Origin of the sequence: Klebsiella sp. S69 (assembly GCF_016516145.1) — a bacterium.
Classification (GTDB): Bacteria; Pseudomonadota; Gammaproteobacteria; order Enterobacterales; family Enterobacteriaceae; genus Klebsiella; species Klebsiella oxytoca.
The window spans coordinates 67898-91437 of record NZ_JACVUU010000006.1; the positions used below are offsets into that span (position 1 = coordinate 67898).

A 23540-nucleotide genomic window follows, 5' to 3' on the forward strand; every position below is an offset into this window, starting at 1 on the left:
CGAAATATAAAACACCAGAGAAGGCTACTTAGGATAAATTGCCCGAGGGTGCTCCGCTTACGTTGGCCGGGTAAGGCGTTAGCCATCACCTAAGTACATTCACCAGAACCGCTTGGCTATCCGGCTCAAATTCAAATAAATCCCTGTTTTTCGTAGAGCTCCTCTGCCAGCGCTTCACCATGTTCGTCAAAGAAGGCGTTGGCAATGGCGATATTTTCCGCAGAGGTTTTTGACCGCAGCTGGCTACTGCCATCAGCGAACTCAAGATACATATCCGTTTCTGGCGACAGGCTCTGGGATGTGTCTCCCCACCAGTACGGATAGATTATCAGGAAGTTATTTGGTGTTGCTGGCGTGATATAGCTCTCCAGGCCGCGCAGGCAGACGATTAACGGCAGGAAGACGCTAAAACTTTCGGATAAGAAGATAGAGTCCATAGTGAGGATCTGCTTTTCTTTATCGTAATGGATATGTTCTGCGTAGATATTATCCCGACTATTACCTGAGTTGCAGCCTGCCAGCTGATTGAGCATTTTGCTCGGATCGCCGCATACTCTTTTTTCTTCATTAAACCAGGCCAGCCAGTCGCTATAGTCGGTAATATTTTTCACCGGGGAGGCAAAAAACTGCTCCAGCTTTTCTTCGGTGATATGTACATGAAGAAAAATGATGAAGGTTCACTCATAATTCAATTCCTGTTGTTTAATCCGTGCAGGCTATTTTATATATCAGAAAACGTCAGAGGTGGCGAAGTAAAGTTAAGGTATATTAATTTTCAATGGGTTAGGTGGAATGGTTCCTGTGATAAATATTTTGTCTCAATGCTCTCAGGCCGGATTGAAGTATAGAGATCTGAATGTAATATATTACACGGGCTAAATACGTCATACAGGGATGTGCGGTAAATGAAGAGTATTGTTTTTATTATTGCTGTGGCAATTTTTGCGGTGCTTTTTGTCTGGAACATGTTGCCGGAGAGGAGTGATTCGGTAATCTTCCTGCCGCAGGAAAAGACAAATTCAGCCTCAACGGTTAAACAGATGATTTATCCCGGCGATCGCCTGTTTATACGCATTCTGAAGGCGGAAGATAAACTGGAATTGTGGTTCAGTAAGAGCGGGAAGCCCTATGAACTCTATAACACCTGGACCATCTGCGCCTGGTCTGGCGGGTTTGGGCCGAAAAAGGCTGAAGGGGATGGTAAAAGCCCGGAGGGGTTTTACGCTACCACCAAAGCGCTACTGAATCCCAATAGCCGCTATCATCGGGCTTTTAACATTGGTTATCCCAACGATTATGATCGGGCTAACGGCTATACCGGCAGCTTTATTATGGTTCATGGGAGCTGCGTTTCGGCGGGGTGTTTCGCGATGACTGATGCCGGCATTGATGAGATCTATAATCTGGTGGCGCAGGCGCTGAACAGCGGGCAGGAAACCATTCCGCTTTATATCTTTCCGTTTTCCATGACGGAGCAGAATATGCAACGAGCTGCGATGTGGCCGGAATATACGTTCTGGCGTTCGTTAAAACCGGCGTACGACTATTTTGAGAAATACCACCGGCTTCCTGAAATTAGGGTTGTCAATCGGCGCTATACCCTTGTCACACCCTGATATTCAGGCGGCAAAAGTCGATTCGCCGCCTGATGAACAGCGCTACCCGATCAGCTCTTCTTTCACCTGCATCGCCAAATCAAATGAATGCAGGCGCGCCTGATGATCGAAGATTTGGCCGTTAACCATGATCTCATCAGCCTGGGTCTCCCGTAGGATCGATGCCAGCCCGTGGCGGATTTTCGCTTTATCGCCGACCAGCGACATGCTCAGCGCCTGCTGAACGCCGTACTGCTCTGAAGCGGACCACAGCTGATGCATATTTTGCACCGGCGGCGGCAGTTGTCCGGTCTCGCCCCGGCGCAGTTTGACGAACGCCTGCTGCATGGACGTAAACAGAAATTCCGCATCTCTGTCGCTATCGGCGGCAATAATGTTAATGCATACCATCGCATACGGCTTCTCTAACCGTTCTGACGGCTGGAAGTGGGTGCGGTAGAGGTGCAGGGCCTGGAAGAGCATATCCGGCGCGAAGTGCGAGGCAAAGGCGAACGGCAGCCCCAGCTGCGCCGCCAGCTGAGCGCTGTAAAGGCTTGAGCCGAGCAGCCAGACAGGTATCTTCTCGCCATAGCCGGGAACCGGCCGTACGTGCGGATTAGGATCGCGGGCATCGAACCAGTCCACCAGCTCCGCGACATCGCGCGGGAAGTTATCAACATCGCCGCTCATATGGCGACGCAGCGCGCGCATGGTCGGCTGATCGCTACCTGGCGCGCGCCCAAGGCCGAGATCGATACGACCGGGGTAGAGCGTATTGAGCGTGCCGAACTGCTCGGCAATCACCAGCGGCGAATGGTTCGGCAGCATCACGCCGCCGGATCCCAGATGCAGAGTGGTGGTATGGGCGGCAAGATAGCCAATCAGCACCGAGGTCGCGGCGCTGGCAATACCGACCATATTATGGTGCTCGGCCAGCCAGTAGCGATGATAACCGCGTTTTTCCGCCAGCTGCGCCAGATCTAAAGAGTGTGAGAAAGCTTCCTTTGCGGAAGATCCTTGCGGGATCGGCGCCAGGTCGAGCACCGAGAATGAAACAGATTTGTCAGTCATAAAGGCTCACTTTGCTACAGCATAGTCATCAGATTGAAGGTCTTCTTCCAGCCTGGCGCATCCGCGATACGCCTGCCAGAAAAGCTGCATTTTTAATAGTGCATTAAAAAGCAGCGATAGCCATTAACAAAGTGAGCGGTTAATCAGCACCGCAGTTCCAGTCCGGCCAGCCGCCGCCAGTAGCCGTTGCAGTCGCTGTTCGCCGTCAGCGGTAGCGGCGCAGCGCCGTTCTCATTTGCCCGGAAGGCGTCCAGCATCGCAAAGGTTTCGCTGCCCAGCGGCGACAGGCGGACCATATCCACCAGCCCGTGCATGGTGCTTAGCTCATTCCCGAGGTTATAGACGTAGCCGCTCATGGTCTGAATGCCGTTGAGGACGAATACCTGCTGGTTCTCCTGTGAGAGCACGTCGCGCCCGTTAGGATATTTAATGCAGCAGGTTTCGCACTCGTCTTTGGGTCGGTCTTCCGAACGGGCGGTAAAGCAGCGGGCGGAGTAGGCCAGCGGCAGATGGCCGTAGCTCAGCACCTCTACCTCAAACTGGTTGCGAATGCCCAGTTCGTCGCACTGGGTCAGCAAGTTCGCCAGCCAGTCGCGGGAAAGCTCGACCGGCATACACCAGCGCACCATACCTTGCTTAAGCAGCAGACGCAGGGTGACGGCGTTGTAGCAGTTGAGCGCATGGCCAGCGACGAACGGCAGCTTACGTTCCGCGCACAGGTTAACGACGCCGAGATCGCTGGCTTCAATCAGAAATTCGCCGTTATCGACATAGCGCTTCAGTTCGCCCAGTTCCGAGGACGCCTGCACCAGCGCGAGGGTGGAAAGCACTACCTGTTTGCCGCTTCCCGCCAGCGCTTTCGCCATCTCGATCCAGTCGCCGACTTTGGTGGCGCGGCGTTTGCTGCATACCGCTTCGCCGAGATAAATCGTGTCCGCGCTGCAGCTGGCTGCCTGCTGGTAAAAATCTTCCAGCGTCTCTTTTGGCCAGTAATAAAGCACCGGCCCTAATGAATATTTCATTGCTGTTCTCACTGCCATTTACGGTGATAGGCGCCAAGGGTGGTTTGCGTCCCTTCGGACATCGAACCGAGGGTCTCCATCCACGCGGACTGCGGCACGAAGTTTTGCGGATCGGCTTTGCAGCGATCGATCGCCTGACGCCAGACTTTCGCCACTTGGGTGACGTACGCCGGACTGCGCTGGCGGCCCTCGATTTTGACCGAGGCAATATTTGCCGCCATCAGCTCCGGCAGCAGCTCCAGGGTGTTCAGGCTGGTGGGCTCTTCCAGTGCGTGGTAGCGCTCGCCGTCGACCAGATACCGCCCTTTACAGAGGGTGGGATAGCCGGCATTTTCACCATCTCGATAGCGGTCAATCAGCACTTCGTTAAGGCGTGATTCCAGTCCCTGCGGCGTTTGCTGCCAGCGCACGAAGCGTGCCGGCGAACAGGCGCCGACGGTATTCGGTGATTCGCCGGTCAGATAAGAGGAAAGATAGCAGCGGCCTTCCGCCATAATGCACAGGCTGCCGAAGGCGAAGACCTCCAGCGGCACCGGCGTGGCGCGGGCCAGCTGTTTGACCTGGTGAATCGACAGTACGCGCGGCAGCACCACGCGGGCGACGTCAAAGTTGCGATGATAAAATTTTACCGCTTCTTCGTTAGTGGCCGAGGCCTGAACGGAAACGTGACGCTCGATGTGCGGGTAGCGCTCGGCGGCATACTCCAGCATTGCGATATCGGCGAGGATCAGCGCGTCGGCGCCCAGCTGGGCCGCCATATCTACCGCGCGCTGCCAGCGGGCATAGCCATCAGGATGCGCGAAGGTATTGATGGCAATATGCAGTTTACGACGATGCTGGTGCACAAAGCTGACGGCTTCCTGCAGTTTCTTTTCGGTGAAATTAAGGCCGGCAAAGTGGCGGGCGTTGGTGTCATCTTTCAGCCCGATATAGACGGCATCGGCGCCGTTTTCGATGGCCGCCTTAAGCGCCGGAAGATTACCGGCTGGGCAGAGCAGCTCCATAATTTTTCCTGAAAAACGCGGCCCGTCAGGGACGCTGGATGGTTAATGAGCTGGGATTTTAGTTAACCTTCTGGTGACAATTTTTGATTTGAGGCAGTTAAAAGCGTATTGGCGGGATCAATACCAGCGGCCCGACATTGTGATTTTGTTGATTTACGCCGCTATGTCGTTTATTTGATATGGCACAATAGAGGAACTATTGCATTCATGGAGTAAAGCTTGTGTTGGATAAACTGCGTTCCCAACTGGTTCACTTTGGCCCGTCGTTAATAAGCGTGCCGGTTAAGCTGGCGCCTTTTGCCCTCAAGCGCCAGGTGCTGGAACAGGTATTAAGCTGGCAGTTTCGCCAGGCGCTGGCGGATGGGGAACTGGATTTTCTCGAGGGGCGCTGGTTAAGTATTCATGTGCGTGATATCGGCCTGCTGTGGTATACCTCGGTGATTAACGGCCGTCTGGTGGTCAGCCCGGCGGCAGAAGCGGACGTCAGCTTTAGCGCCGACGCCAGCGACCTGCTGATGATTGCGGCGCGCAAGCAGGATCCGGATACGTTGTTCTTCCAGCGTCGCCTGGTTATCGAAGGCGATACCGAGCTGGGTCTTTATGTAAAAAACCTGATGGATGCTATTGAGCTGGAGCAGATGCCCAGGGCGCTGCGTATTATGCTGCTGCAGCTGGCGGACTTTGTTGAAGCAGGCCTGAAAGGCCCGCAGAAACCTGAACAGACATCGGTAGGTGAGGCATGCTGATTCGAGTAGAAATTGGGATTGATGCACCGGGAATCGACGCGCTATTGCGTCGTACCTTCGGCAGCGATGCGGAAGCGCAGCTGGTGCACAGCCTACGTGAAGATGGCCTGATCACGCTGGGCGTGGTGGCGACGGATGACGAAGGTCAGGTCGTGGGCTATGCGGCCTTTAGCCCGGTTGCCGTTGAAGGCGAAGAGCTGCAGTGGGTTGGACTGGCTCCGCTGGCGGTCGATGAAAGCTACCGCGGTCAGGGCATCGGTCGTCAGCTGGTCTATGAAGGGCTCGATTCACTGAACGAGTTTGGCTATGCCGCTGTTGTCACCCTTGGCGATCCGGCGCTTTATGGTCGTCTGGGCTTTGAACCCGCAGCGCGTTTTAATCTGCACTGCCGTTGGCCGGATAGCGCGGAAGCTTTCCAGGTTCACCGCCTGGCCGATAACGCCCTTGATGGCGTCAGCGGGCTGGTCGAATACAGCGACCACTTTAACCGCTTCTGAGGCTTTCCAGCAGCGCCTCAAACGAACCGTCTCCGGCAATGAGGCGCTCTTTCTGGCGCTTCGTTAGCTGCTTGATACGATACTCCAGTCGTAATGCTAGTGAGTGTTCACCAACTTCCTGGCTGAAGGCCAGCTGAAGCTCTCCCTTACCACGCAGCGCTTTCGCGCCTTTGCCGTCCTGGTGCTGGCAAAAGCGGCGTGAGACATCGGTAGTAATCCCGGTATAAAGGCGATTATCGGCGGTACGAATCAGATAGAGAAACCAGCACACGGTACAGAGGTCGCTATGTTAAGGTGTGAGCACCATAACATACTGGAGAGTAAAGATGGATACGCTCGCCGCTATCAGCCGTTGGCTGGGAAAGCAGCATGTCGTGACCTGGTGCGTCGCCCGCGATGACGAGCTGTGGTGCGCCAATGCCTTTTACGTTTATGACCCGGAAAAGGTCGCCTTTTATTTGCTTAGTGATGAAAAAACGCGCCACGGCCAGATGACCGGGAAAGGCGCCAGGGTGGCCGGAACGGTAAACGGCCAGCCGAAGACCGTCGCCTTGATCCGCGGCGTCCAGTTTAAAGGCCAAATTCGCCGCCTGTCCGGGGAGGAAGAGGCGGCGATGCGTAAGCGTTACGTCAGCCGTTTTCCGGTTGCCCGCATGCTATCGGCGCCCGTCTGGGAGATTCTCCCCGATGAGCTTAAGTTCACCGATAACACGCTGGGCTTTGGTAAAAAGCTGCACTGGCTGCGTGAATCAGGCACCGAGCAGACGTAAAGCTTCTCGATTAAACGCCGGCAGGTCGTCCGGGGTTCTGCTGGTCACCAGCTGCTCGTTGTCGATAACCACTTCCTGATCGTAGAATTCGCCACCGGCGTTTTTCACGTCGACGATGATAGGCTTCACGGCCGTCAGCTTACGCCCGCGAATCACATCGGCGCTAATCAACAGCTGCGGACCGTGACAGATGGCGAATACCGGTTTGCCGCTGTTCACAAAATCGCGGGTGAAGGTGACAAAGCGTTCGTCTCCGCGCAGCGCGTCCGGTGAATAACCGCCCGGTAGCAGCAGAGCGTCGAAGTCGGCAGGGGTGACGTCATCAATGGCTTGATCGATAACGACTTCAGCTTCCCCTTTTTTCCCTTTTACCTTCTTCCCCGCCTGTTTTTCAATCGTCACGACCTCATGACCGGCCAGACGATAGGCGTCCGCGGGTGAGGTGAACTCCGAGTCTTCAAAGTCGTCGGTAATTAAAACGGCTATCTTCTTACTCATTCTTCCTCCAGTGTTTTGGTGTGGAATGAGGCATTTCCCTGATGATGATGGATAATTACCTCGTAGAGTATTAAGTCTGGAACATGAGGCTGGGATCGCAACATAGAAAAATCTGCAAAGGAGTTTCGATGAGTCAGGTACTGATAACGGGGGCAACCGGGTTAGTTGGCGGTCACTTACTTCGAATGCTACTCAACGCGCCGGGCGTTAAGTCCGTTGCCGCCCCGACGCGTCGGCCGCTGGCCGATATCTCCGGCGTCTTTAACCCCCACGATCCGCAGCTAACGGACGCTCTGGCGCAGGTTGTCGATCCGATAGATATCGTTTTTTGCTGTCTGGGGACTACCCGCCGGGAAGCGGGTAGCAAAGAGGCGTTTGTGCATGCTGATTATACGCTGGTCATTGATACCGCGCTGGTGGGAAAAAAGCTGGGCGCGCAGCATATGCTGGTCGTCAGCGCGATGGGGGCCAATGCGCATTCGCCCTTTTTCTATAATCGCGTAAAAGGTGAGATGGAAGAGGCGCTGATTGCGCAGCAGTGGCCGCGCCTGACCATTGCCCGCCCGTCAATGCTGATAGGCGAGCGCGAAAAAAAACGCGCCGGCGAAACGCTCTTTGCGCCGCTTTTCAATCTGCTGCCGGGAAATCTGAAGTCAATAGAGGCGCGGGACGTGGCGAGCGCGCTACTCGCGGAGGCGCTATCGCCCACGCAGGAGGGCGTACAAATTCTCTCTTCGTCGCAGCTGCGCGAAAGGGCGGCACGCTCGGGGGATTACTGATTTCCAAAATTTCCCCGGAGGCGTAGTATTCATGTCCTCAATTTATCATGACACTCCCCGGGGAATGCTATGGCTGGTCAGTCTTCATCTCAGGCGGCATCACCGTTTCAATGGTGGAAGCCCGCGCTCTTTTTTCTCGTCGTTATCGTTGGTCTGTGGTTCGTTAAATGGCAACCCTACTATGGCAAAGCCTTCACCGCCGCAGAGACGCACAGTATCGGCAAATCCATCCTTGCTAACAGTAACGCTAACCCTTTCGCTGCGGCCTGGGATTACGCCCTGGTCTATTTCATGGCCGTATGGAAAGCGGCGGTCCTGGGCGTACTGCTGGGTTCGCTGATTCAGGTGCTGATCCCGCGTGACTGGCTGCTGCGCACGCTGGGGCAGGCGCGTTTTCGCGGTACGCTGCTGGGAACCGTATTCTCTCTGCCGGGCATGATGTGTACCTGCTGCGCCGCACCGGTGGCGGCAGGAATGCGTAAACAGCAGGCCTCGATGGGCGGCGCGCTGGCGTTCTGGCTGGGCAATCCGCTGCTCAATCCGGCGACGCTGGTGTTTATGGGCTTTGTGCTGGGCTGGCAGTTTGCGCTGGTGCGCCTGCTGGCTGGGCTGGCGACGGTGCTGGTGGTCGCAACGCTGGTGCAGAAATGGGTAAAAGAGGCGGCGACGCAGCCGGTTTCGATGCCTGAACAGCCGGTTGTAACCGTGCAGGACGGTTTCTTTAGCCGCTGGCTGCGCGCTCTCTGGACGCTGTTCTGGAACACTATCCCGGTTTATATTCTGGCGGTGCTGGTGCTGGGAGCCGCGCGGGTGTGGTTATTCCCTCATGCCGATGGGGTGGTGGATAACACGCTGTTCTGGGTGATTGCTATGGCGATTGCCGGCTGCCTGTTTGTTATTCCGACGGCGGCGGAGATTCCGATAGTGCAGACGATGATGCTGGCAGGTATGGGCGTGGCGCCCGCGCTGGCGCTGCTGATTACGCTGCCTGCTGTCAGCGTACCGTCACTGATTATGCTGCGGAAAGCGTTTCCGGCGAAGGCGCTGTGGCTCACCGGCGTGATGGTGGCGCTGTGCGGCGCGGTGGTTGGCGGGCTGGCTTTAATCTGATGACTTTCCCGGAGGCGGCGCTGCGCGCCTGTCCGGGCTACTTGCTGATGACCTTCCCGGAGGCGGCGCTGTGCGCCTGTCCGGGCTACGGGTCTACAGCAGGCGATGAACCCGTAGCCCGGCTCAGCAAAGCGCAAGCCGGGAGGGTTAACGTTTACTTGATATAGGTAAAAGCGGTGGTGACGCGAGTCACGCCGCTTACCCGGCTGGCGATATCCGCCGCCGCGCGTCCTTCACGGTCGGTAACCAGACCCATCAGGAACACTTCGCCATTTTCGGTTGTTACCTTCACGTTGGAGGATTTCACCTGGTCGGTACCCAACAGCTGGGAGCGGACTTTGGTGGTGATCCAGGTATCCGAAGAGGCGGTACCTAAGCCGATCGGCTGGCCCTGACGCACTTCATTAAACACCTCCGTTGTCCCTTCTACGCCCATTGCGATTTGCTTCGCGCGCGCGGAGAGGTCTGGCGTTGGAGACTGACCGGTCAGCAGGACTTTACCCTGGTAGGCGGTCACGTTGATGCGGGCCTGTTTCTTAATTTGTTCATCTTTGGATAGCGCGCTGTTGACGCGTAGCTCCAGCGTGCTGTCATCCACCTGAGTACCTACCGTACGCGGGTCCGTCGCGGCTTTGGTGCCGACCGCTGCCGTGCCAACTACCGCTGCGGCAACGCATCCCTGAAGCAGTAGCGCAGACAGCAGAATGGCGAGGGGCGAGAGAGCCTTCATGTGTTCTCCTTAATCGTCCTGGTGTGGAAAAAGCGTGTTATCGATCAAATCGCACAGACAATTGACGGTGAGCATGTGCATTTCCTGAATTCGCGCGCTGCGATGCGAGGGAATGCGGATTTCGACGTCCTGCTGCCCTAAGAGGCCAGCCAGTTCACCGCCGTCATAACCGGTTAACGCCACGATAGTCATATCGCGGGTGACCGCCGCTTCCACGGCTTTCACGATATCCCGGCTATTGCCGCGCGTAGAAATCGCCAGCAGTACGTCGCCGGCGTGTCCCAACGCACGCACCTGCTTGGCATAGATTTCATCATGCAGGCGATCGTTGGCAATTGCGGTTAAGACCACATTATCGGTATTTAGTGCAATGGCGGGTAAACCAGGGCGTTCAGTTTCGAAACGATTAATCATGCTGGCAGCAAAATGCTGCGCGTTGGCGGCGGAAGTGCCATTACCACAACAGAGAATTTTGTTGCCGTTCAGCAGCGATTGTACGAGCGTCATAGCCGCACGGGAGATGGCGTCCGGGAGTGCTTCCGCTGCTGCAATTTGGGTTTGAATGCTTTCGGTGAAGCAGGCTTTGATTCTGTCGAGCACGGGATCCCTTAATTCATTTTACCCATCATACTTCAGGTTGCTTGTGCGTTGGCTGCGCTCGTTCGCCCGAATCACTGACTTGAGTCAGCTCATCGGGACTTTCTCGCTTGCCGCGTTACTCGGCCTGCGGTCTCGCCCCTTCGGGGCCAGCGCCAGCGCTGTTCAAAGCACAAGTGCTTTGTCCTGCAACTCCAATTATTTTGGGTGTACGCTATTCGCCAAAGGCGTTTTTTAGCCATTGGATGTCGTTTCCGGTGAAGGCTACCACATCGAAACGGCAATCCACAGTCTCAAAGCTCCCATTCTGTCGGCAGAGCCACAGACGCGCGGCTTTGAGCAGTCTTTGTTGCTTTTGCGGCGTGACGCTGGAAGCGGCATCGCCGTAGCTTGCGCTGCGACGATAGCGTACTTCGACAAATACGGTGACGCTACCGTCGCGCATGATGAGGTCAATCTCGCCGCCGCGCTCGCGGACGTTGGCGGCGATAAAGCGCAAACCCTGGCGCTCCAGCCAGCGGCGCGCCTGCATTTCCCAGGCATCGCCGGTCTGTTTACTTAGTTGGCTGCGACGATTTGCCCACCCTGGTATTTGAGCCATGACAGTTTCCTGTTGATCACGCAATCCTGCGTGGCCGTAAGATCGCCGGTATTGCCGTTCAGCTCAAAGCCTGGCACCTGGCGCATCTGCGAGAAGTGGTTGGCCAGAGACCAGGCGTCGGCGCCCATGGCGTACAGGCGCGCCAGCGAGTAGTCGTTACGAACGGCGGCCAGCGCCTGCTGCTGCAGCGCCGGGTTGCTTCCCGCCAGCATCGGGATTTCGCTGTATTGCAGGCCTTCCATCTCCAGACGGAAGTCCGGGCCGGAGGTTCCCTGGGCGCTGCGGGAGCTGGCGTACAACGTCACGCCGCTCTGGCTACCGTTACGCAGGGCAATCATCGGCTTGACGTAAGCAATTTGTTCCGGCGTCGCCAGGATGTACGCGGCGTCGACGCCGCCGGTGCTGCTGACCGGCACATCGCTCGGGCTTCCCAGAGCGCTGTCCTGCGCTGACGGCAGGGTAGAAACCGGCGTACCGCTTAATGAAATACCGCTGTTAACGCTGCCGCGCAGCTCGGCCGTGGAACCTAAACGCTGTTGCAGTACCGTGCCGCCCCCCAGCTTCAGCCACTCATTGGCAAAGGCATTAACCACGCGATCGCCCAGCGCGCCGCGCGGCACCAGCAGCAGCGGAGTCTGTTTACCCTGATCGTGTATGTGGTGCGCCGCGTCGCGAGCTTCGTCTTCCGGAGAGAGGGCGAAATAGCAGATATTAACCCGGTTTTCGATTTTCTCCGGCTGGTTGAGCGCCAGCACGTTCAGCGAGGTATTGCTCTTGATGACCTGTTCGACGTTATCTTTCAGCAGCGGGCCGACGACGATGGTCGCGCCGTCCTGCTGTACCTGAGCCAGTAGCTGGCTCATCGGTTGCGTGGTGGTGTCATAAATTTTCAGCTCGGCGGCCGGGTTAGCCGGGGTGGCGGACACAGCCTGAGTCTGCGGTGCCTGTACCGGCTGGCTGGTGGTCTCCGGCGCCGGGGCGGATGTCGCCTCCGGTGCGGTGACCGGCGCCTGAGCTTGCGCCTGGTCGGCAGCTGGCGTTTGTACCGGCGCTTGAGCGCTGTTCGTCGCCGTCAGATCGGTTACTTCCGCCTGCGACGGGCTTACCACTGCGCTATCGGCAACATTCGCCGCCTGGGCGACCTGGGCGGGCACCGCGCTTCCGGAAACGGCAGGCGCGCCGTTTTTCGCCGCTTCAAAGCCCTGCTGGATAGTCCGGCCAAAAATGGCCGCCTGGCCGTTAAGCGGCAGCAGCAGCGCGATTTTATTGGTCGATGCGGCCTGGTAGTTTTGCATATTGACGAGCTGCGTCGGCAGCATTTTCGCGCCCGGGTTTTGCGGATAGCGGGTCTGCCAGTCTTTGATGCCTGCTTTGAGCATCGTCGGATCGCTGCGGTTATCAAACCACATGCGCTGCAGGTCCAGCCAGCCCTGCAGAACGTTCTCGTCGGCGTTAATCACCAGCGCGTAGGCCTGATCTTTGGTCATCGCGGTGAGCGCTTTCCAGGTCGCGTCGATGTTCTTCTGCTTTTGCGCGGCCAGGCTCAGCAGCGGCTGCTGGGCGACCAGGGCCCGCAGCAGGTTCAGCGAAGGCTGCCCCTGGCTGGCGTCAATTTGCGCCTGCCAGTAGCGCGGCAGCTGGTTCTGCTCAAAGCTTGCCGGATCGAGTTTGCTCAGCAGCGCCTGCGCGCTCTGGAAGTCGTTCTGCGCCAGCTTCACTTCTACCGCCAGCAACGACCGTTCGCGACTTTGCGCAGCGTTAAGACCGGACGGCAGCTGGTTGAACAGCTCAACGGCCTGCGGTTTCTTACCTTCTTTCAGCAGTGCACGAATGGCGAGTAATTGCCAGTTGGTCTTGCTATCATTCGAGCTTTGCTGCATCTGTTGCAGATAGTAACTGGAGTCTGCCTGTGCCGTACCCTGCAAATACGCCGTGCTTTGGTCCGGGGTGTGGGTGCCGCAGCCGGCAAAGATCAGAGCGGCCAGCAGTACGGGCAGACAACGCACGGGTTTAGAACGAAGAAATGTTGACGGTACCATATGTGTCCAGTGATATTTTTTTGGCTCAATGCTCAATATTAATTCGGCAATACGGACGAGACAATGAAACAACACGAATCAGCAGATAATTCTCAGGGACAGCTCTATATTGTGCCCACTCCGATAGGGAATCTGTCTGATATCACGCAACGCGCGCTGGAAGTGTTGCAAGCCGTTGATTTAGTTGCGGCCGAGGATACCCGCCATACCGGTTTGTTGCTGCAGCATTTTGCGATTAACGCCCGGTTATTTGCGCTTCATGACCATAACGAGCAGCAAAAAGCGGAAACGCTGGTGGCGAAGCTAAAAGAGGGGCAAAACATCGCCCTGGTCTCCGATGCCGGAACCCCGCTGATTAACGATCCCGGCTATCATCTGGTGCGTACCTGCCGCGAGGCCAATATTCGCGTGGTGCCGCTGCCCGGCCCCTGCGCGGCGATTGCGGCGCTGAGCGCGGCGGGGCTGCCGTCGGATCGTTTCTGCTACGAAGGTTTTCTGCCTGCGAAGTCTAAAGGGCGTCGCGATACGCTGAAGGCGCTGGAAGAAGAGCCGCGCACCATTATCTTCTATGAATCGACCCACCGCCTGCTGGAAAGCCTGGAAGATATCTGCACGGTACTGGGCAAGTCCCGCTACGTGGTGCTGGCGCGAGAGCTAACCAAAACCTGGGAATCGATTCACGGCGCGCCCATCGGCGAGCTGCTGGCATGGGTGAAAGAAGATGAAAACCGCCGTAAAGGCGAGATGGTGCTGATCGTCGAGGGTTTTAAAGCGCAGGAAGAGGCGCTGCCGGCGGTGGCGCTGCGCACGCTGGCCCTGCTGCAGGCCGAGCTACCGTTGAAAAAAGCCGCTGCCCTGGCCGCAGAAATTCACGGCGTGAAGAAAAACGCGCTGTATAAGTATGCTCTGGAGCAGCAGGGAGCGTAGGGCTTAATATGTATTTCTACATCCCTGATTTCGTTCAGGCAGGCCATCGGGGATGTAGAATTTAGAAAAATATAAATGTAACTCATCTTACGACAACGGTAATCGTAGCCGTACCTTTAAATGGGCCGGGTTGCAACTGTCCACCGATCAGGTTAACAGGATAGGCTTGCATCCGTGAATGACCAATTCCTGATGAGTCTAATGTGATTAACCCGTTATGGAAAGGGATTAAATTATTACTCACAGTTATGTTAGCCATTTGAATACCTACGTCTGGCACGTTATCGGATTCTCTACGGCGGGCAACCAGACTGTAATCATCGACCACATCCTCCCCTTCTATTTGCATGAATAAGGTGTTTTTAATGGTGGATGTATCACCACAATCGTAATTTATATCAAATTGTATTGGCGTATAGCCTTCCGGCCTTTGACCTTTGGTGATAAATCGTGAAGCGTTAATATTACCGAGATTGACCTGAATAATATCGCCTTCGTTTATCTTGCAGCTTTGCGGTACGGTAATACTGCCCTGGAGATAGATATCGGCAAGATCTTTAAATACGCCTTTAGCATAAGCAGTCGAGCTGCTCCATGCCGACTGGAGGGTGGCGATATGCGTACTGGGGATCTCCATCCGGCCTAAAAAAGGCCTGGAGACGCGAAAGGTAATGCTGATGTTACTGCCCACGGTAAATGCCCCGGCGCGCTGATCGTCAGGATCCCCATTACATACGCCATTATCGTTTGCAGCCTTAAAATAACCTTCGCCTCTAGCCGGTGAGTTTATGTTAGTAGGAACCGTAAGCGCCGATACGCCAGGTACATCGGTAATCACCGTTTTAATATCCAGACTGTCATTTAATTTTTGAAATCCGGAATAGCCGGAGTTAGCTAACGGCGTGGTTGTTGAATAGTAGAGATTAACCCCGGTGTTGGCAGGACAGTCGCAAACCATTTTATAGCTACCGCCAGAGGTGGTGCCGGAGGTCAGGTCTATTAAAGTCCCGGCGACGTTTTGCTCTTTTGTCCACTCGTTGGCAAAGCTGGTGGTAAAATTAACAGGCCCGCCTACGGCTTCGCAGCCGCCCATCGCCGCGCGTGCCGGTGCTGCGGCAAACAGGGCGAGAGCAATGCCGCCGGTTAAAAGATAAATCGCGTTTTTCATGGTGTTTTGTTCCTTAGCGGCATGTTGTCGTGGCCCGAATAACGGAGGCTGTGCGCTGGCCGTTAGCGGGCAGGCTAAACGTAAATCGGCACTGCTGATGCTCTTCATTCCCCCAGCGCACGTTCCAGGCCTGCGGCCGTTCGTTGACGCCGGTGAGATAGAGCACGCCGCCTTCATCAACAATGCTCTGCTGCTGGCTTTCGCTGCTGGCCATCGCGCCAAACGGCAGCGGTTTACCGTTTCTGTCGGTCAGCGTCAGCAGCACGCGCTGGCCAATTTTGGCGCTAAACTGCGCGGTCACAGCCGCTCCCTGACTCGGAACCACCAGCTTCATGGTCTGGGTGACGTCGACGTCATCCGGCATCATGGTGGTATCCAGATAGATACGGTTCTCCTGATAAGAGGTCAGGTAGGGGATCACGGCATAGCCGAAGTAGTCGGTAGCGATTCCGGGATAGTTTTTGACGCGTATACCAGAGGCGCCATCGGCATCAATCAGCGCAAAGGCGTTACCCAGCGGCTGCGACAAGGTGACGCCGTGGCTGTGCGCCACGATGCCGCCGGCCAGGCCATAGCTCATCTGGCGGTTATCGGAACTGTAATCGTAACCGGCGTTGACGGTGCCGTAGGCGGAACGATAGCTGCCGTAGAGGTTGCTGCCGTTGCTGTCGTTATTCTCGCTCTGCCGCTGTTTCAGGCTGTAGCTCAGACGGCTATCTTCCAGTAGAGTGCCGTTGATCCCGACTTCATGCTGGGTCGCTTGCTCCTTCTGGCTGGTGATCCGCCAGTTGGCGTTAGCGTGCGGTAGCCAGCGGTCCAGCGGTACGCTGAGGCTAATGGACAGCGAACGATCGCTGTCGCGATCGGCATAGTCGGTAAACTGCCCGCTGACGTTATAGCTGACTCCCCACAGGTTGCCGCTGAGGCCAATCGACAGGTTTTTGTCCTTCTGCCCTTTATCCCAGTACTCCTGCTGCGAACCGGAAGCGTAAAAACTGACGCCGGTAAACAGATTCTGATTAATGCTGAACTGGATTTCGCTGCTCTGCCGATCGTCAGCGTCGATATCCCGCTGGTTGGCATCTGAGAACGTGAAGTAGCCAGTGCTGGTATAGCGGTAATAGCCCAGCGATAGATTGGTGCCGGTCTCTGGAATATCTTTAATGTACTGGATGCGCCAGCTGTAGCCGGAATCGCTGTCGCCGTTATCAAAGCGGGTATCCGCCCGGCCAATATCCATCGACAGGGCACCAAACTCTCCCAGCGTACCGCCGATACCCAGAGTTAACGCCTGGTAATCCTCGGAGCCCGTCAGGCCGCCGTACAGCGTAAAGGTGTTACTCAGGCCGTAAATCCCCGTAGTTTCAATGAACTCCGGTTCTTTACTGTCCTCCGAGTCTGCCGCCCGAAAGCGCCCGGCGGTGACGCTATATTTGAGATGCCCCGGCCGCTGCATCATCGGCAGGGAGGAGAACGGCTGTACAAAATGGCGCGTGGTGCCGTCAGCCTCTTCAATCGTCACGTCTAAATCGCCGCTGAATGAGGAGGGGTACAGATCGTTGATCTCGAAAGCGCCGGCAGGCACGGTGCTCTGGTAAATGGTGTAACCGTTCTGACGAACCGTCACGATAGCGCTGGAGTTAGCGATCCCGCGGATCGTCGGCGCAAAGCCGCGCTGGCTGTTAGGCAGCATGCTGTCATCGGAATAGAGCCGCGCGCCGGTAAACTGATAGCTGGAGAACACGCTACCGTCAGTCGCGCTTTCGCCCATCACCAGCTGCGATTTGAGGCTTTTGATATCCCGCTGCAGCCAGGTATTAATGCTGTCCCACTGCGAAGTGTCGCTGTTGTGCGTCCAGGTCGAGTAGTTGCGCAGCCGCCACGGGCCGAGGTTGGCGCCGTTCTGCATGTTCAGATACTGGCGCCTGCTGCGCTCGCCGCCGTCGTAGCGGCTCTCTGAACCGGTAAAGTTATAGTTGGTGAACAGCACCGGGATGCCATTGTCCCAGCGGGAGGGGTCAACATAGCCTCTGGCATCGCGGTAGAGCATAATTTGCGGTACGCTCATGTTCAGCTTACCGTGGTTGAGATCCAGCTCGCTGCTGCTGTTCGGCACGGTTTGCGCGAGATTGGTGACTTTTGCTGCATCGTCCAGCTTCGCCAGCGCCGGGATCTCATCAACTTTAAAGCCCAGCTCGCGCAGCTGGCCGACGGTAAACTGGGGGATAAGCTGGTGGTTATCCCCGGCGGCAAACGGGATTTTACGCTGCGTCAGCTTCTTATTATTAATATAAATATCAACGATATACTCGCCGGGTAGCTGGGCGCTGTCCTGAGAGAAGGCTGATAGATCTACCGTTTGCAGGCCGCTTTTGTTGGTTTCCAGCAGCGAAGGATCGAAATAAAAGTCATCGGCCTGCGCGACATGGCATATCAGGCCGCTGCCGGCCAGCATCATCGGCAAAGCGTGCCTGACCCTGTAAGCAAGGCTTTTAAGCGCCAGCACGTTTTTTTTCCCTGTGGTGTTGCTTTGCATTCCCTGATTGCCCGTATCCGTTATTTATTGTTATTTACGTCTTGCCTGCGTAAGCGTTATTGCAGTACCCGAGTTTCTTTTGCCGTGGTACCGCCATAGTCATTGATGGCGGCCCACTGCACGGTATTACCCGATGCGGCAGGTAGCGGAATTTGTTTGTGCTCGCCGGGAGCGATATAGTCAACCTGATTGGTTAAATCTGTTTTACCCAATGCGATGCCGGCAAATACCACGTAATAGGCGGATGGGTTATAGATATCTAAGGTATTATTCGTTCGCTTATATTGTATAGATTTCCACGCATCCTGCGGGGCGCCTTTAAGATGCGCCGGGCGATAGAAAAGCTTTATTCTGGTTTTAAATACCAGGGTCAGCGCGTTGGTTTTTTCCGCTTCACTTTTCGATTGGGCCGGAATAGCCCGCACGTTAACGTAAAACAGCGACTCTTTATCTTCCGGCAAATTGCCTTCGGTTTTAATAATGCGCAATGAGGAGTCGTCGCCGGCATTCAGGCGAAACAGCGGCGGGGTCATAATAAACGGCCCGCGGATTGTTCCTTGCGGATTATCAATCCATGATTGCAATAAATAGGGCATTTTGCTGCTGTGATTGGCAACGGGCAGGGCGGCCTCTTTTTTACTGGCGTCGTAAATCACCCGCGTGGTTTGCAGAACGATCCCGCCGGCCAGGCTTTGGCTGACCCATCCTCCAAGCAACAAGGCCAATGCTACCAGGGTTTTCCCTTTCATCCTGCGGCTCCAATAAAAAGTTTTACCCACCATATGGTGGGTAAAAGCACAACGTGAGAATTAACGATAATCGATGGTAACGTCGACGGAAGCGTTCGCTTCCCCGGCGGTGATGGCCGAAGATTCAACGGTAGAGACGTAGTAAGCCTGCAGATTGACGTCCGTTTGTTCACCCGTGATATCAAAAGTGACCGGGGTGTCGTTCAGTTTATTGAGCGCCAGCTGGGCTCCGTCGGAAGCGCGGTCGATGCGAATACCGACGCCGGTCGCAGGCGTGGCCGAACCCGTTACTGCAACCAGATCGTTATTTGCGCCCGTAGTACCGCCATTACGCGTTTCCAGCCAGAGCTGGAACGACTTGCTTTCGCTGCCATCAACATGTTTCCAGGCTTCAGTTGGGCAATTGGTCAGCGGAATGGTGAACGGGGTAGTCGGTGATTTGTCGCCTACGGTTTTAAACTGGGTATTAGAGTAATGGCCCAGTTCAACATTTACCGTATCGCCATTAGCGAATTCACAGGTAGAGGTGGTGATTTCACCCGTGAATTCAATAGTACCATCGCTTGCCCAGGCGCTGCCTGCAGCCATTGCCAGTAATCCAACTGCAACGGACTTTGCAATTACATTCATTTTTTACCTCATCCATGTATTTTTTTTGGAAAACATCTTTTATGGTGATTAAGCTTTTTTCATAAATCATCACGACGAAGATTATATTGAACTTTTTATGAATTCATATTGGCTGAGGCGGGTTTTAGGATTGTATTTATGGTAATTCGCTGTAAAGTTAAATGTGCTTAATTTACGTTTAAATAAAAGTTTTCAGGAATGGGTTTATGAACTGATTTTATTAAAAATGAATTCATGAACATACTGGTTGGCAAGCTATTTTATAGGTTTTGTTTTTTATAATATTAATCAAGTGACAAAAGGCAGATTTTTAATATCTGCCGGGTTGTCTAGACGATTTGTAACTCAATGGGTATGTTTTTTAACTCAGCGAGATATTCCCCGCTAATCCCGTCATCGGTAATCACGCAGTTTATTTTCTCCATCGGCAGAACCTGGTTGAAGCCGCGACGATTAAATTTGCTGGCATCCAGCACGGCAACGACCTTATGCGCAGCGGCGGCCATGACGCCGCTGATGGAGTAGCCTTCGTTGAAGGTCGTGATGCCGTTGGTGGTGTCGATACCGTCCGCGCCGACGAACATGAGATCGGCGCTGATGCCCTGAAGCGAGCGTTCAGCGATGGTGCCGTGCATCGAGTGCGTTTTGTGGCGCACGGTGCCACCGCACACCACCAGGGTGATATCTTTATTTTCTGAAAGCGTAAACGCTGCGGGTAAGCTATTGGTAATCACCGTAATATTGGTCATACGTACCAGCGCCTCGGCAATCAGCAGGGTGGTGCTGCCGCTATCCAGGATCACCGTCATGCCTTCGCTAATCATTGCCGCCGCGGCCTGGGCTATTCGCTTTTTCGGGTCGCTGGCCAGTTGATAACGCTCTTCCAGCACCACTTCCTGGCTATCTCCTTCGGTTAAATTGCTGCCGGGCCTCGCGGCGCCGCCGTGAAAGCGGGTGAGTAATCCCTTTTCCTCCAGCAGGCGGAGATCGGCCCGGATAGTCACTTCGGAGATGCCAAAGAGATTCGAAAGGTCCAGCACCAATACGCTACCCTGCGTATTGACCATTTCGACAATTTTGTTCCTTCGCTCGAATGAGTTCATATTAATTTGCCTGATAATTAACTGATCTTAGTGTAATCGAAGGGTAATGAAAGTTGAACGATAATTTTCGAAAGGTTATGTGAGCCAGCGCAGATTGCTGGCTCAGGCGGTCAGGAGAGTTTAAGCAGGATTTTCCCCTGCATTGGCGCGCCGTTGAGCGCCTGGACTTCGCGGGCAAAGCTTTCGGCATCGCCGATGTGGGCGATAAGCGGGGCAAGCTGAATGCGTTTTTCCGTCAGCAGCCGAGCCGCCGTTTGCCACTCTTCTCCCGGCCACGGACCGGAGTAATTCATCCAGCTACCAACGATAGTCAGCTCTTTACGGAGAATCTGGCCAAAGGTGGCGGAAGGCAGCGTCAAATCATGGTGCAACGTGCCCACCAGCGCCAGCTGCGCACGCGGTCCGGCGACCTCAATGCCCAGCGCCACGGTTTGCGGCGTGCCGGCGGTTTCCAGCACCAGTTGGTCGAACTGAATCTCTTCCAGCGCCGTTTGAATCTGTTTGCCGCTCATCTCCTTACTGTTAAAGACGTGCGTTGCGCCGAGCGTTTTTGCCAGCTCCAGCTTCTGCGGGTTGATATCAATAGCCGTAATACTTTTGGCGCCCAGTTCGCGGGCGCACTGCAGCGCCAGCAGGCCAATCGTGCCTGCGCCAATAATAATCACGTTTTTCCCTTCGCAGCCCTGCGCCAGATGAAAGGCGTGCAGACCGACGGTAATCGGTTCAATAAACGCGCCGTCATCAATCGGCATCTGCTCCGGCAGACGGAACAGGTTGGCGCGTTTAACTACCACGTACTGCGCATTTCCGCCTTCGCTGCGCGAACCGACAAACTGATACTGCTTGCAGAGAGAGAAATATTCGCGCTGACATTGGGGACAACTAAAGCAGGGGAGCAGAGGCACGCAGGCTACCGCGTCGCCCGGTTGCAGGTCGGTCACCGCTGAGCCGTAAGATTCAACATAACCGCTGAACTCGTGACCCAGGGTGATGGGATAGTAGTGGGCGCCTTTGGCGAAGATGCGCGGAATATCAGAACCGCACAATCCAGAGCTGACGACTTTGACCAGGACATCGTTTTCCGTTTGTAGGGCCGGTATCGGGCGTTCTTCAACGCACACTGTCCCCTCAGCATGGATAACCACTGATTGCATAATATTCTCCAGAAATGTCCGGGGGAGCGAATGCTCCCCCTTGAGATTAAGAAACGCTCGGGCTTTGCTGCGCGGCGGTGGCTTTCTCTGCGGCGGCGAAGCTGCGCGCCCGACGCCACGTCAACAGCACGCCGGCGACATAGATGACGCCGATAACCACAAAGCCCACCACGTTTTGCCAGGTGAAGAGCTGAATGAGCAGCCAGGTAACCGGTGAACCGCCCTGGTCCATAGAGGCTACAAGACCGCCTGTCTTCAGAGCCCCGGCGTTAGCCGCCAGCTGGGTATGCAGGCCGATGGTCTGCGTCGCAATCCATAGCGTGATCCCCATCAGGATGATCCCGGAAATCAGCGTGCGGAACAGGTTCCCCTGGTGTACCGCCACCGCCATGGCGACGAAGAATCCAATGGTCGCGAGATCGCCGAACGGCAGGACCTGGTTGCCCGGCACCACAACCGCGATCAGAATAGTGAGCGGAATAAAGATCAGGCTGGCCGATACGACCGAGGTATGCCCAAGCAGTAGCGCCGGATCGAGACCAATCAGGAAATCCTGGCCGCCAAACTTCGCCTGCAGACGTTTACGCGCCTGTTTGGCAATCGGGTTCAGGCCATCCATGATAGGTTTGATAACGCGCGGCATCAGCAGCATGACGGCCGCGGTTTTGACCGCCAGCTGGAGAATTCCCTTCAGGTCGTAGCCCGCCAGCGCGCCGATGACCAGACCCATCACAAAACCGACGGTGACCGGTTCGCCAAACGGACCGAAGCGTTTCTGAATGTCGTCAGCGCTGAAGTGAATGCGGTTCAGGCCGGGGATTTTTTCGATAATCGTATCGACCAGCACCGCTATCGGCCCTAAATAAGCCGAGCTACCGTGCGGTATGGCGATGCCATCAAGGCCGAAAAAGTCGCGGGTATCCTTCGCAAACCAGTCGCCGAGCTTGTAAACGAAAGCTGCATGCACCACTACGCCAAGAATACCAATCCAGTAAGAACCGGTCGCGATATGCAGCATGGCGCCGGTAAAGGTCATATGCCAGATGTTCCAGATATCGACGTTCACGACGCGAGTCATCCGGGTGACCAGCATGAAAATGTTGACTGCGATGGCGATAGGAATCGCCACCAGCGCGATTTGCGACGCCCAGGTCATCGGTGACGACCCCGGCCAGCCAATATCAATCACGTGCAGGTTAATCTGGAAATGCTCAGCCATCGCTTTTGCCGCCGGGCCGATAGAGTCGAGCATCAGGCCGATAACCAAGCCGATACCGACAAAGCCAATGCCGATATGCAGGCCAGATTTAAAACAATCCCCGAGCTTCATCCCCAGTATTTTGGAGAAGATAATGATCACGATAGGCAGCATCACCGTCGGACCAAGATCGAGGATATAACGCATGATTTCGCTAAACATGGGCGTTACTCCGTCAGGATGTTCAGGATTTTTTGCTGCAGCTCTTCAATGCCTACGCCGGATATGAAAGGCATACCGTGAACCACCGGAATGTCGCCAAAGGTTCTGTCAACCCGGGCGGTGGTGCAAATGAGGTGTGCGCCGTCCATATAGGTTTCGATTTCATTCACCCGGCACTGCACCAGGTCCAGCTCGATGCTGTGGTCCGCGCACAAATCTTTGATCTCTTCTGCGGCCATGGTCGAGGTGGCGACAGCGCCGCCACAGGCGACGATTACTTTGCGTTTCATAGGGTACCCCTTTTATTATCAGTGTCTTATAAAGCCTGAGCGCTCGGCTCTGACTCAAGGATAGAGCGCCGAAACAGCTCGGGCAGCTGCTCCTGCGGGGCAGCGAGCAATGCTTCAAGCGTGGTCGGGTTCTGTAGCTCACTAAATAACCGGCGCAGCAGCTGTAGCTTTGCAGTCGGATTTTCTACAATCAGCGCGATGATTAACGAAACGTCGATTTCGCCGTCGTCGTCAGCACGCTGAAAAGGGACCGGATTGTCCGGGCGAATCAGGTAGATAGCCGGAGACTTCGCATGTACCGCCTCGCAGTGGGGAATCGCGACCGCATGCTGCTCCAGCGCAATACCGGTTGGGAAAGTCGCTTCTCGTTCGAGCAGCGCCAGCGGATAGCTATCGTGCACGACGCCGCGCGCCAGCATCTCTTCGCCAATGTGTTCCAGCGCCTGCTGGCTGGAACGAAAATGAATGCCGGTACGAACAAACAATTGACTCATAAATCCTCTT

27 protein-coding genes are annotated in these 23540 nt (G+C 55.5%); 8 read left to right on the forward strand and 19 right to left on the reverse strand.

Going from position 1 to position 23540, the window contains the following annotated elements:
- Positions 1-131: 131 nt before the first annotated feature.
- Positions 132-611, reverse strand: a complete 480-nt coding sequence (locus IAE27_RS07715) for a hypothetical protein (RefSeq protein WP_227685251.1) — start codon at positions 609-611, stop codon at positions 132-134.
- Between the two features lie 354 nt (positions 612-965).
- On the opposite strand from IAE27_RS07715, the gene IAE27_RS07720 reads away from it, so the two are divergent.
- Positions 966-1616, forward strand: a complete 651-nt coding sequence (locus tag IAE27_RS07720) for a L,D-transpeptidase family protein (RefSeq protein ID WP_224226779.1) — start codon at positions 966-968, stop codon at positions 1614-1616.
- Positions 1617-1658: 42 nt separating this feature from the next.
- Here the strand turns inward: IAE27_RS07720 and IAE27_RS07725 are convergent, their stop codons facing one another.
- The 3 genes from IAE27_RS07725 to ubiU all read right to left on the reverse strand — a co-directional run bounded on the left by IAE27_RS07725 (position 1659) and on the right by ubiU (position 4692).
- Positions 1659-2666 (reverse strand): luciferase-like monooxygenase, encoded by a 1008-nt coding sequence (locus IAE27_RS07725; RefSeq protein WP_004106061.1) that lies wholly within the window; start codon positions 2664-2666, stop codon positions 1659-1661.
- A gap of 143 nt (positions 2667-2809) precedes the next feature.
- A complete protein-coding gene (locus IAE27_RS07730) occupies positions 2810-3688 on the reverse strand; it encodes a U32 family peptidase (protein ID WP_070557499.1) in 879 nt (292 codons plus the stop codon).
- A gap of 8 nt (positions 3689-3696) precedes the next feature.
- Positions 3697-4692, reverse strand: coding sequence for a ubiquinone anaerobic biosynthesis protein UbiU (gene ubiU, locus IAE27_RS07735; RefSeq protein ID WP_004106058.1), 996 nt, complete (start codon positions 4690-4692; stop codon positions 3697-3699).
- A gap of 221 nt (positions 4693-4913) precedes the next feature.
- On the opposite strand from ubiU, the gene ubiT reads away from it, so the two are divergent.
- On the forward strand, positions 4914-5438 hold the full coding sequence (ubiT, locus tag IAE27_RS07740) for a ubiquinone anaerobic biosynthesis accessory factor UbiT (protein ID WP_004106057.1): 525 nt from the start codon (positions 4914-4916) through the stop codon (positions 5436-5438).
- Positions 5432-5935, forward strand: a complete 504-nt coding sequence (locus IAE27_RS07745; protein ID WP_023321679.1) for a GNAT family N-acetyltransferase — start codon at positions 5432-5434, stop codon at positions 5933-5935. Before ubiT ends, IAE27_RS07745 begins: the two co-directional genes overlap by 7 nt.
- Here IAE27_RS07745 and IAE27_RS07750 read toward each other — a convergent pair.
- Positions 5922-6206 (reverse strand): GIY-YIG nuclease family protein, encoded by a 285-nt coding sequence (locus tag IAE27_RS07750; RefSeq protein WP_154022780.1) that lies wholly within the window; start codon positions 6204-6206, stop codon positions 5922-5924. The genes IAE27_RS07745 and IAE27_RS07750 overlap by 14 nt on opposite strands.
- A 55-nt stretch (positions 6207-6261) precedes the next feature.
- Between IAE27_RS07750 and IAE27_RS07755 the strand changes: the two genes are divergently transcribed.
- Entirely contained in the window at positions 6262-6705 is a 444-nt protein-coding gene (locus IAE27_RS07755) for a YhbP family protein (RefSeq protein WP_004106054.1), read from the forward strand.
- Here the strand turns inward: IAE27_RS07755 and IAE27_RS07760 are convergent.
- Positions 6685-7203, reverse strand: coding sequence for a type 1 glutamine amidotransferase domain-containing protein (locus tag IAE27_RS07760; RefSeq protein WP_070557501.1), 519 nt, complete (start codon positions 7201-7203; stop codon positions 6685-6687). The genes IAE27_RS07755 and IAE27_RS07760 overlap by 21 nt on opposite strands.
- Positions 7204-7331: 128 nt before the next feature.
- On the opposite strand from IAE27_RS07760, the gene IAE27_RS07765 reads away from it, so the two are divergent.
- The 3 genes from IAE27_RS07765 (at position 7332) to IAE27_RS07775 (ending at position 9259) form a co-directional block, all read left to right on the forward strand.
- On the forward strand, positions 7332-7982 hold the full coding sequence (locus IAE27_RS07765) for an NAD(P)H-binding protein (RefSeq protein ID WP_017145358.1): 651 nt from the start codon (positions 7332-7334) through the stop codon (positions 7980-7982).
- A gap of 69 nt (positions 7983-8051) precedes the next feature.
- Positions 8052-9092 (forward strand): permease, encoded by a 1041-nt coding sequence (locus IAE27_RS07770; RefSeq protein ID WP_064373674.1) that lies wholly within the window; start codon positions 8052-8054, stop codon positions 9090-9092.
- Positions 9092-9259: a hypothetical protein gene (locus IAE27_RS07775; protein ID WP_156529666.1), complete on the forward strand. Its 168-nt coding sequence runs from the start codon at positions 9092-9094 to the stop codon at positions 9257-9259. The genes IAE27_RS07770 and IAE27_RS07775 overlap by 1 nt, the downstream gene beginning before the upstream one ends.
- Here IAE27_RS07775 and dolP read toward each other — a convergent pair.
- The 4 genes from dolP to IAE27_RS07795 form a co-directional block, all read right to left on the reverse strand.
- The gene (gene dolP / locus IAE27_RS07780; RefSeq protein WP_004106049.1) at positions 9247-9822 is read right to left on the reverse strand and encodes a division/outer membrane stress-associated lipid-binding lipoprotein; all 576 of its coding nucleotides are present in this window, start codon (positions 9820-9822) and stop codon (positions 9247-9249) included. The two genes, IAE27_RS07775 and dolP, sit on opposite strands and share 13 nt — an antisense overlap.
- Before the next feature lie 9 nt (positions 9823-9831).
- On the reverse strand, positions 9832-10422 hold the full coding sequence (gene diaA / locus IAE27_RS07785) for a DnaA initiator-associating protein DiaA (RefSeq protein WP_002918211.1): 591 nt from the start codon (positions 10420-10422) through the stop codon (positions 9832-9834).
- Between the two features lie 211 nt (positions 10423-10633).
- Positions 10634-11020 carry a YraN family protein gene (locus IAE27_RS07790; protein WP_004106044.1) on the reverse strand — a complete coding sequence of 129 codons (387 nt, stop codon included), beginning with the start codon at positions 11018-11020 and terminating at the stop codon, positions 10634-10636.
- The gene (locus IAE27_RS07795; RefSeq protein ID WP_154022542.1) at positions 10978-13059 is read right to left on the reverse strand and encodes a penicillin-binding protein activator; all 2082 of its coding nucleotides are present in this window, start codon (positions 13057-13059) and stop codon (positions 10978-10980) included. The genes IAE27_RS07790 and IAE27_RS07795 overlap by 43 nt, the downstream gene beginning before the upstream one ends.
- A gap of 63 nt (positions 13060-13122) precedes the next feature.
- Here IAE27_RS07795 and rsmI point away from each other — a divergent pair, with 63 nt between their 5' ends.
- Positions 13123-13986: a 16S rRNA (cytidine(1402)-2'-O)-methyltransferase gene (gene rsmI / locus IAE27_RS07800; RefSeq protein WP_017145361.1), complete on the forward strand. Its 864-nt coding sequence runs from the start codon at positions 13123-13125 to the stop codon at positions 13984-13986.
- An 82-nt stretch (positions 13987-14068) separates the two neighbouring features.
- Here rsmI and IAE27_RS07805 read toward each other — a convergent pair whose 3' ends face one another.
- From IAE27_RS07805 to gatA, 9 genes are all read right to left on the reverse strand, one after another.
- Complete coding sequence (locus IAE27_RS07805) at positions 14069-15154, reverse strand: fimbrial protein (protein WP_064343878.1); 1086 nt, start codon at positions 15152-15154, stop codon at positions 14069-14071.
- Positions 15155-15167: 13 nt separating this feature from the next.
- Entirely contained in the window at positions 15168-17690 is a 2523-nt protein-coding gene (locus tag IAE27_RS07810) for a fimbria/pilus outer membrane usher protein (RefSeq protein WP_200092217.1), read from the reverse strand.
- A 56-nt stretch (positions 17691-17746) separates the two neighbouring features.
- A complete protein-coding gene (locus tag IAE27_RS07815; protein ID WP_004106031.1) occupies positions 17747-18439 on the reverse strand; it encodes a molecular chaperone in 693 nt (230 codons plus the stop codon).
- Between the two features lie 60 nt (positions 18440-18499).
- A complete protein-coding gene (locus IAE27_RS07820; RefSeq protein ID WP_004106030.1) occupies positions 18500-19069 on the reverse strand; it encodes a fimbrial protein in 570 nt (189 codons plus the stop codon).
- Between the two features lie 329 nt (positions 19070-19398).
- Entirely contained in the window at positions 19399-20172 is a 774-nt protein-coding gene (locus IAE27_RS07825) for a DeoR/GlpR family DNA-binding transcription regulator (RefSeq protein ID WP_135800669.1), read from the reverse strand.
- A gap of 110 nt (positions 20173-20282) precedes the next feature.
- Positions 20283-21326, reverse strand: coding sequence for a galactitol-1-phosphate 5-dehydrogenase (gatD, locus tag IAE27_RS07830; protein WP_135800670.1), 1044 nt, complete (start codon positions 21324-21326; stop codon positions 20283-20285).
- A gap of 46 nt (positions 21327-21372) precedes the next feature.
- Entirely contained in the window at positions 21373-22746 is a 1374-nt protein-coding gene (locus tag IAE27_RS07835) for a galactitol-specific PTS transporter subunit IIC (protein WP_017145366.1), read from the reverse strand.
- 5 nt (positions 22747-22751) lie between these two features.
- The gene (gene gatB / locus IAE27_RS07840; RefSeq protein ID WP_004106023.1) at positions 22752-23036 is read right to left on the reverse strand and encodes a PTS galactitol transporter subunit IIB; all 285 of its coding nucleotides are present in this window, start codon (positions 23034-23036) and stop codon (positions 22752-22754) included.
- A 26-nt stretch (positions 23037-23062) separates the two neighbouring features.
- Complete coding sequence (gene gatA / locus IAE27_RS07845) at positions 23063-23530, reverse strand: PTS galactitol transporter subunit IIA (protein ID WP_200092220.1); 468 nt, start codon at positions 23528-23530, stop codon at positions 23063-23065.
- Positions 23531-23540 lie beyond the last annotated feature (10 nt).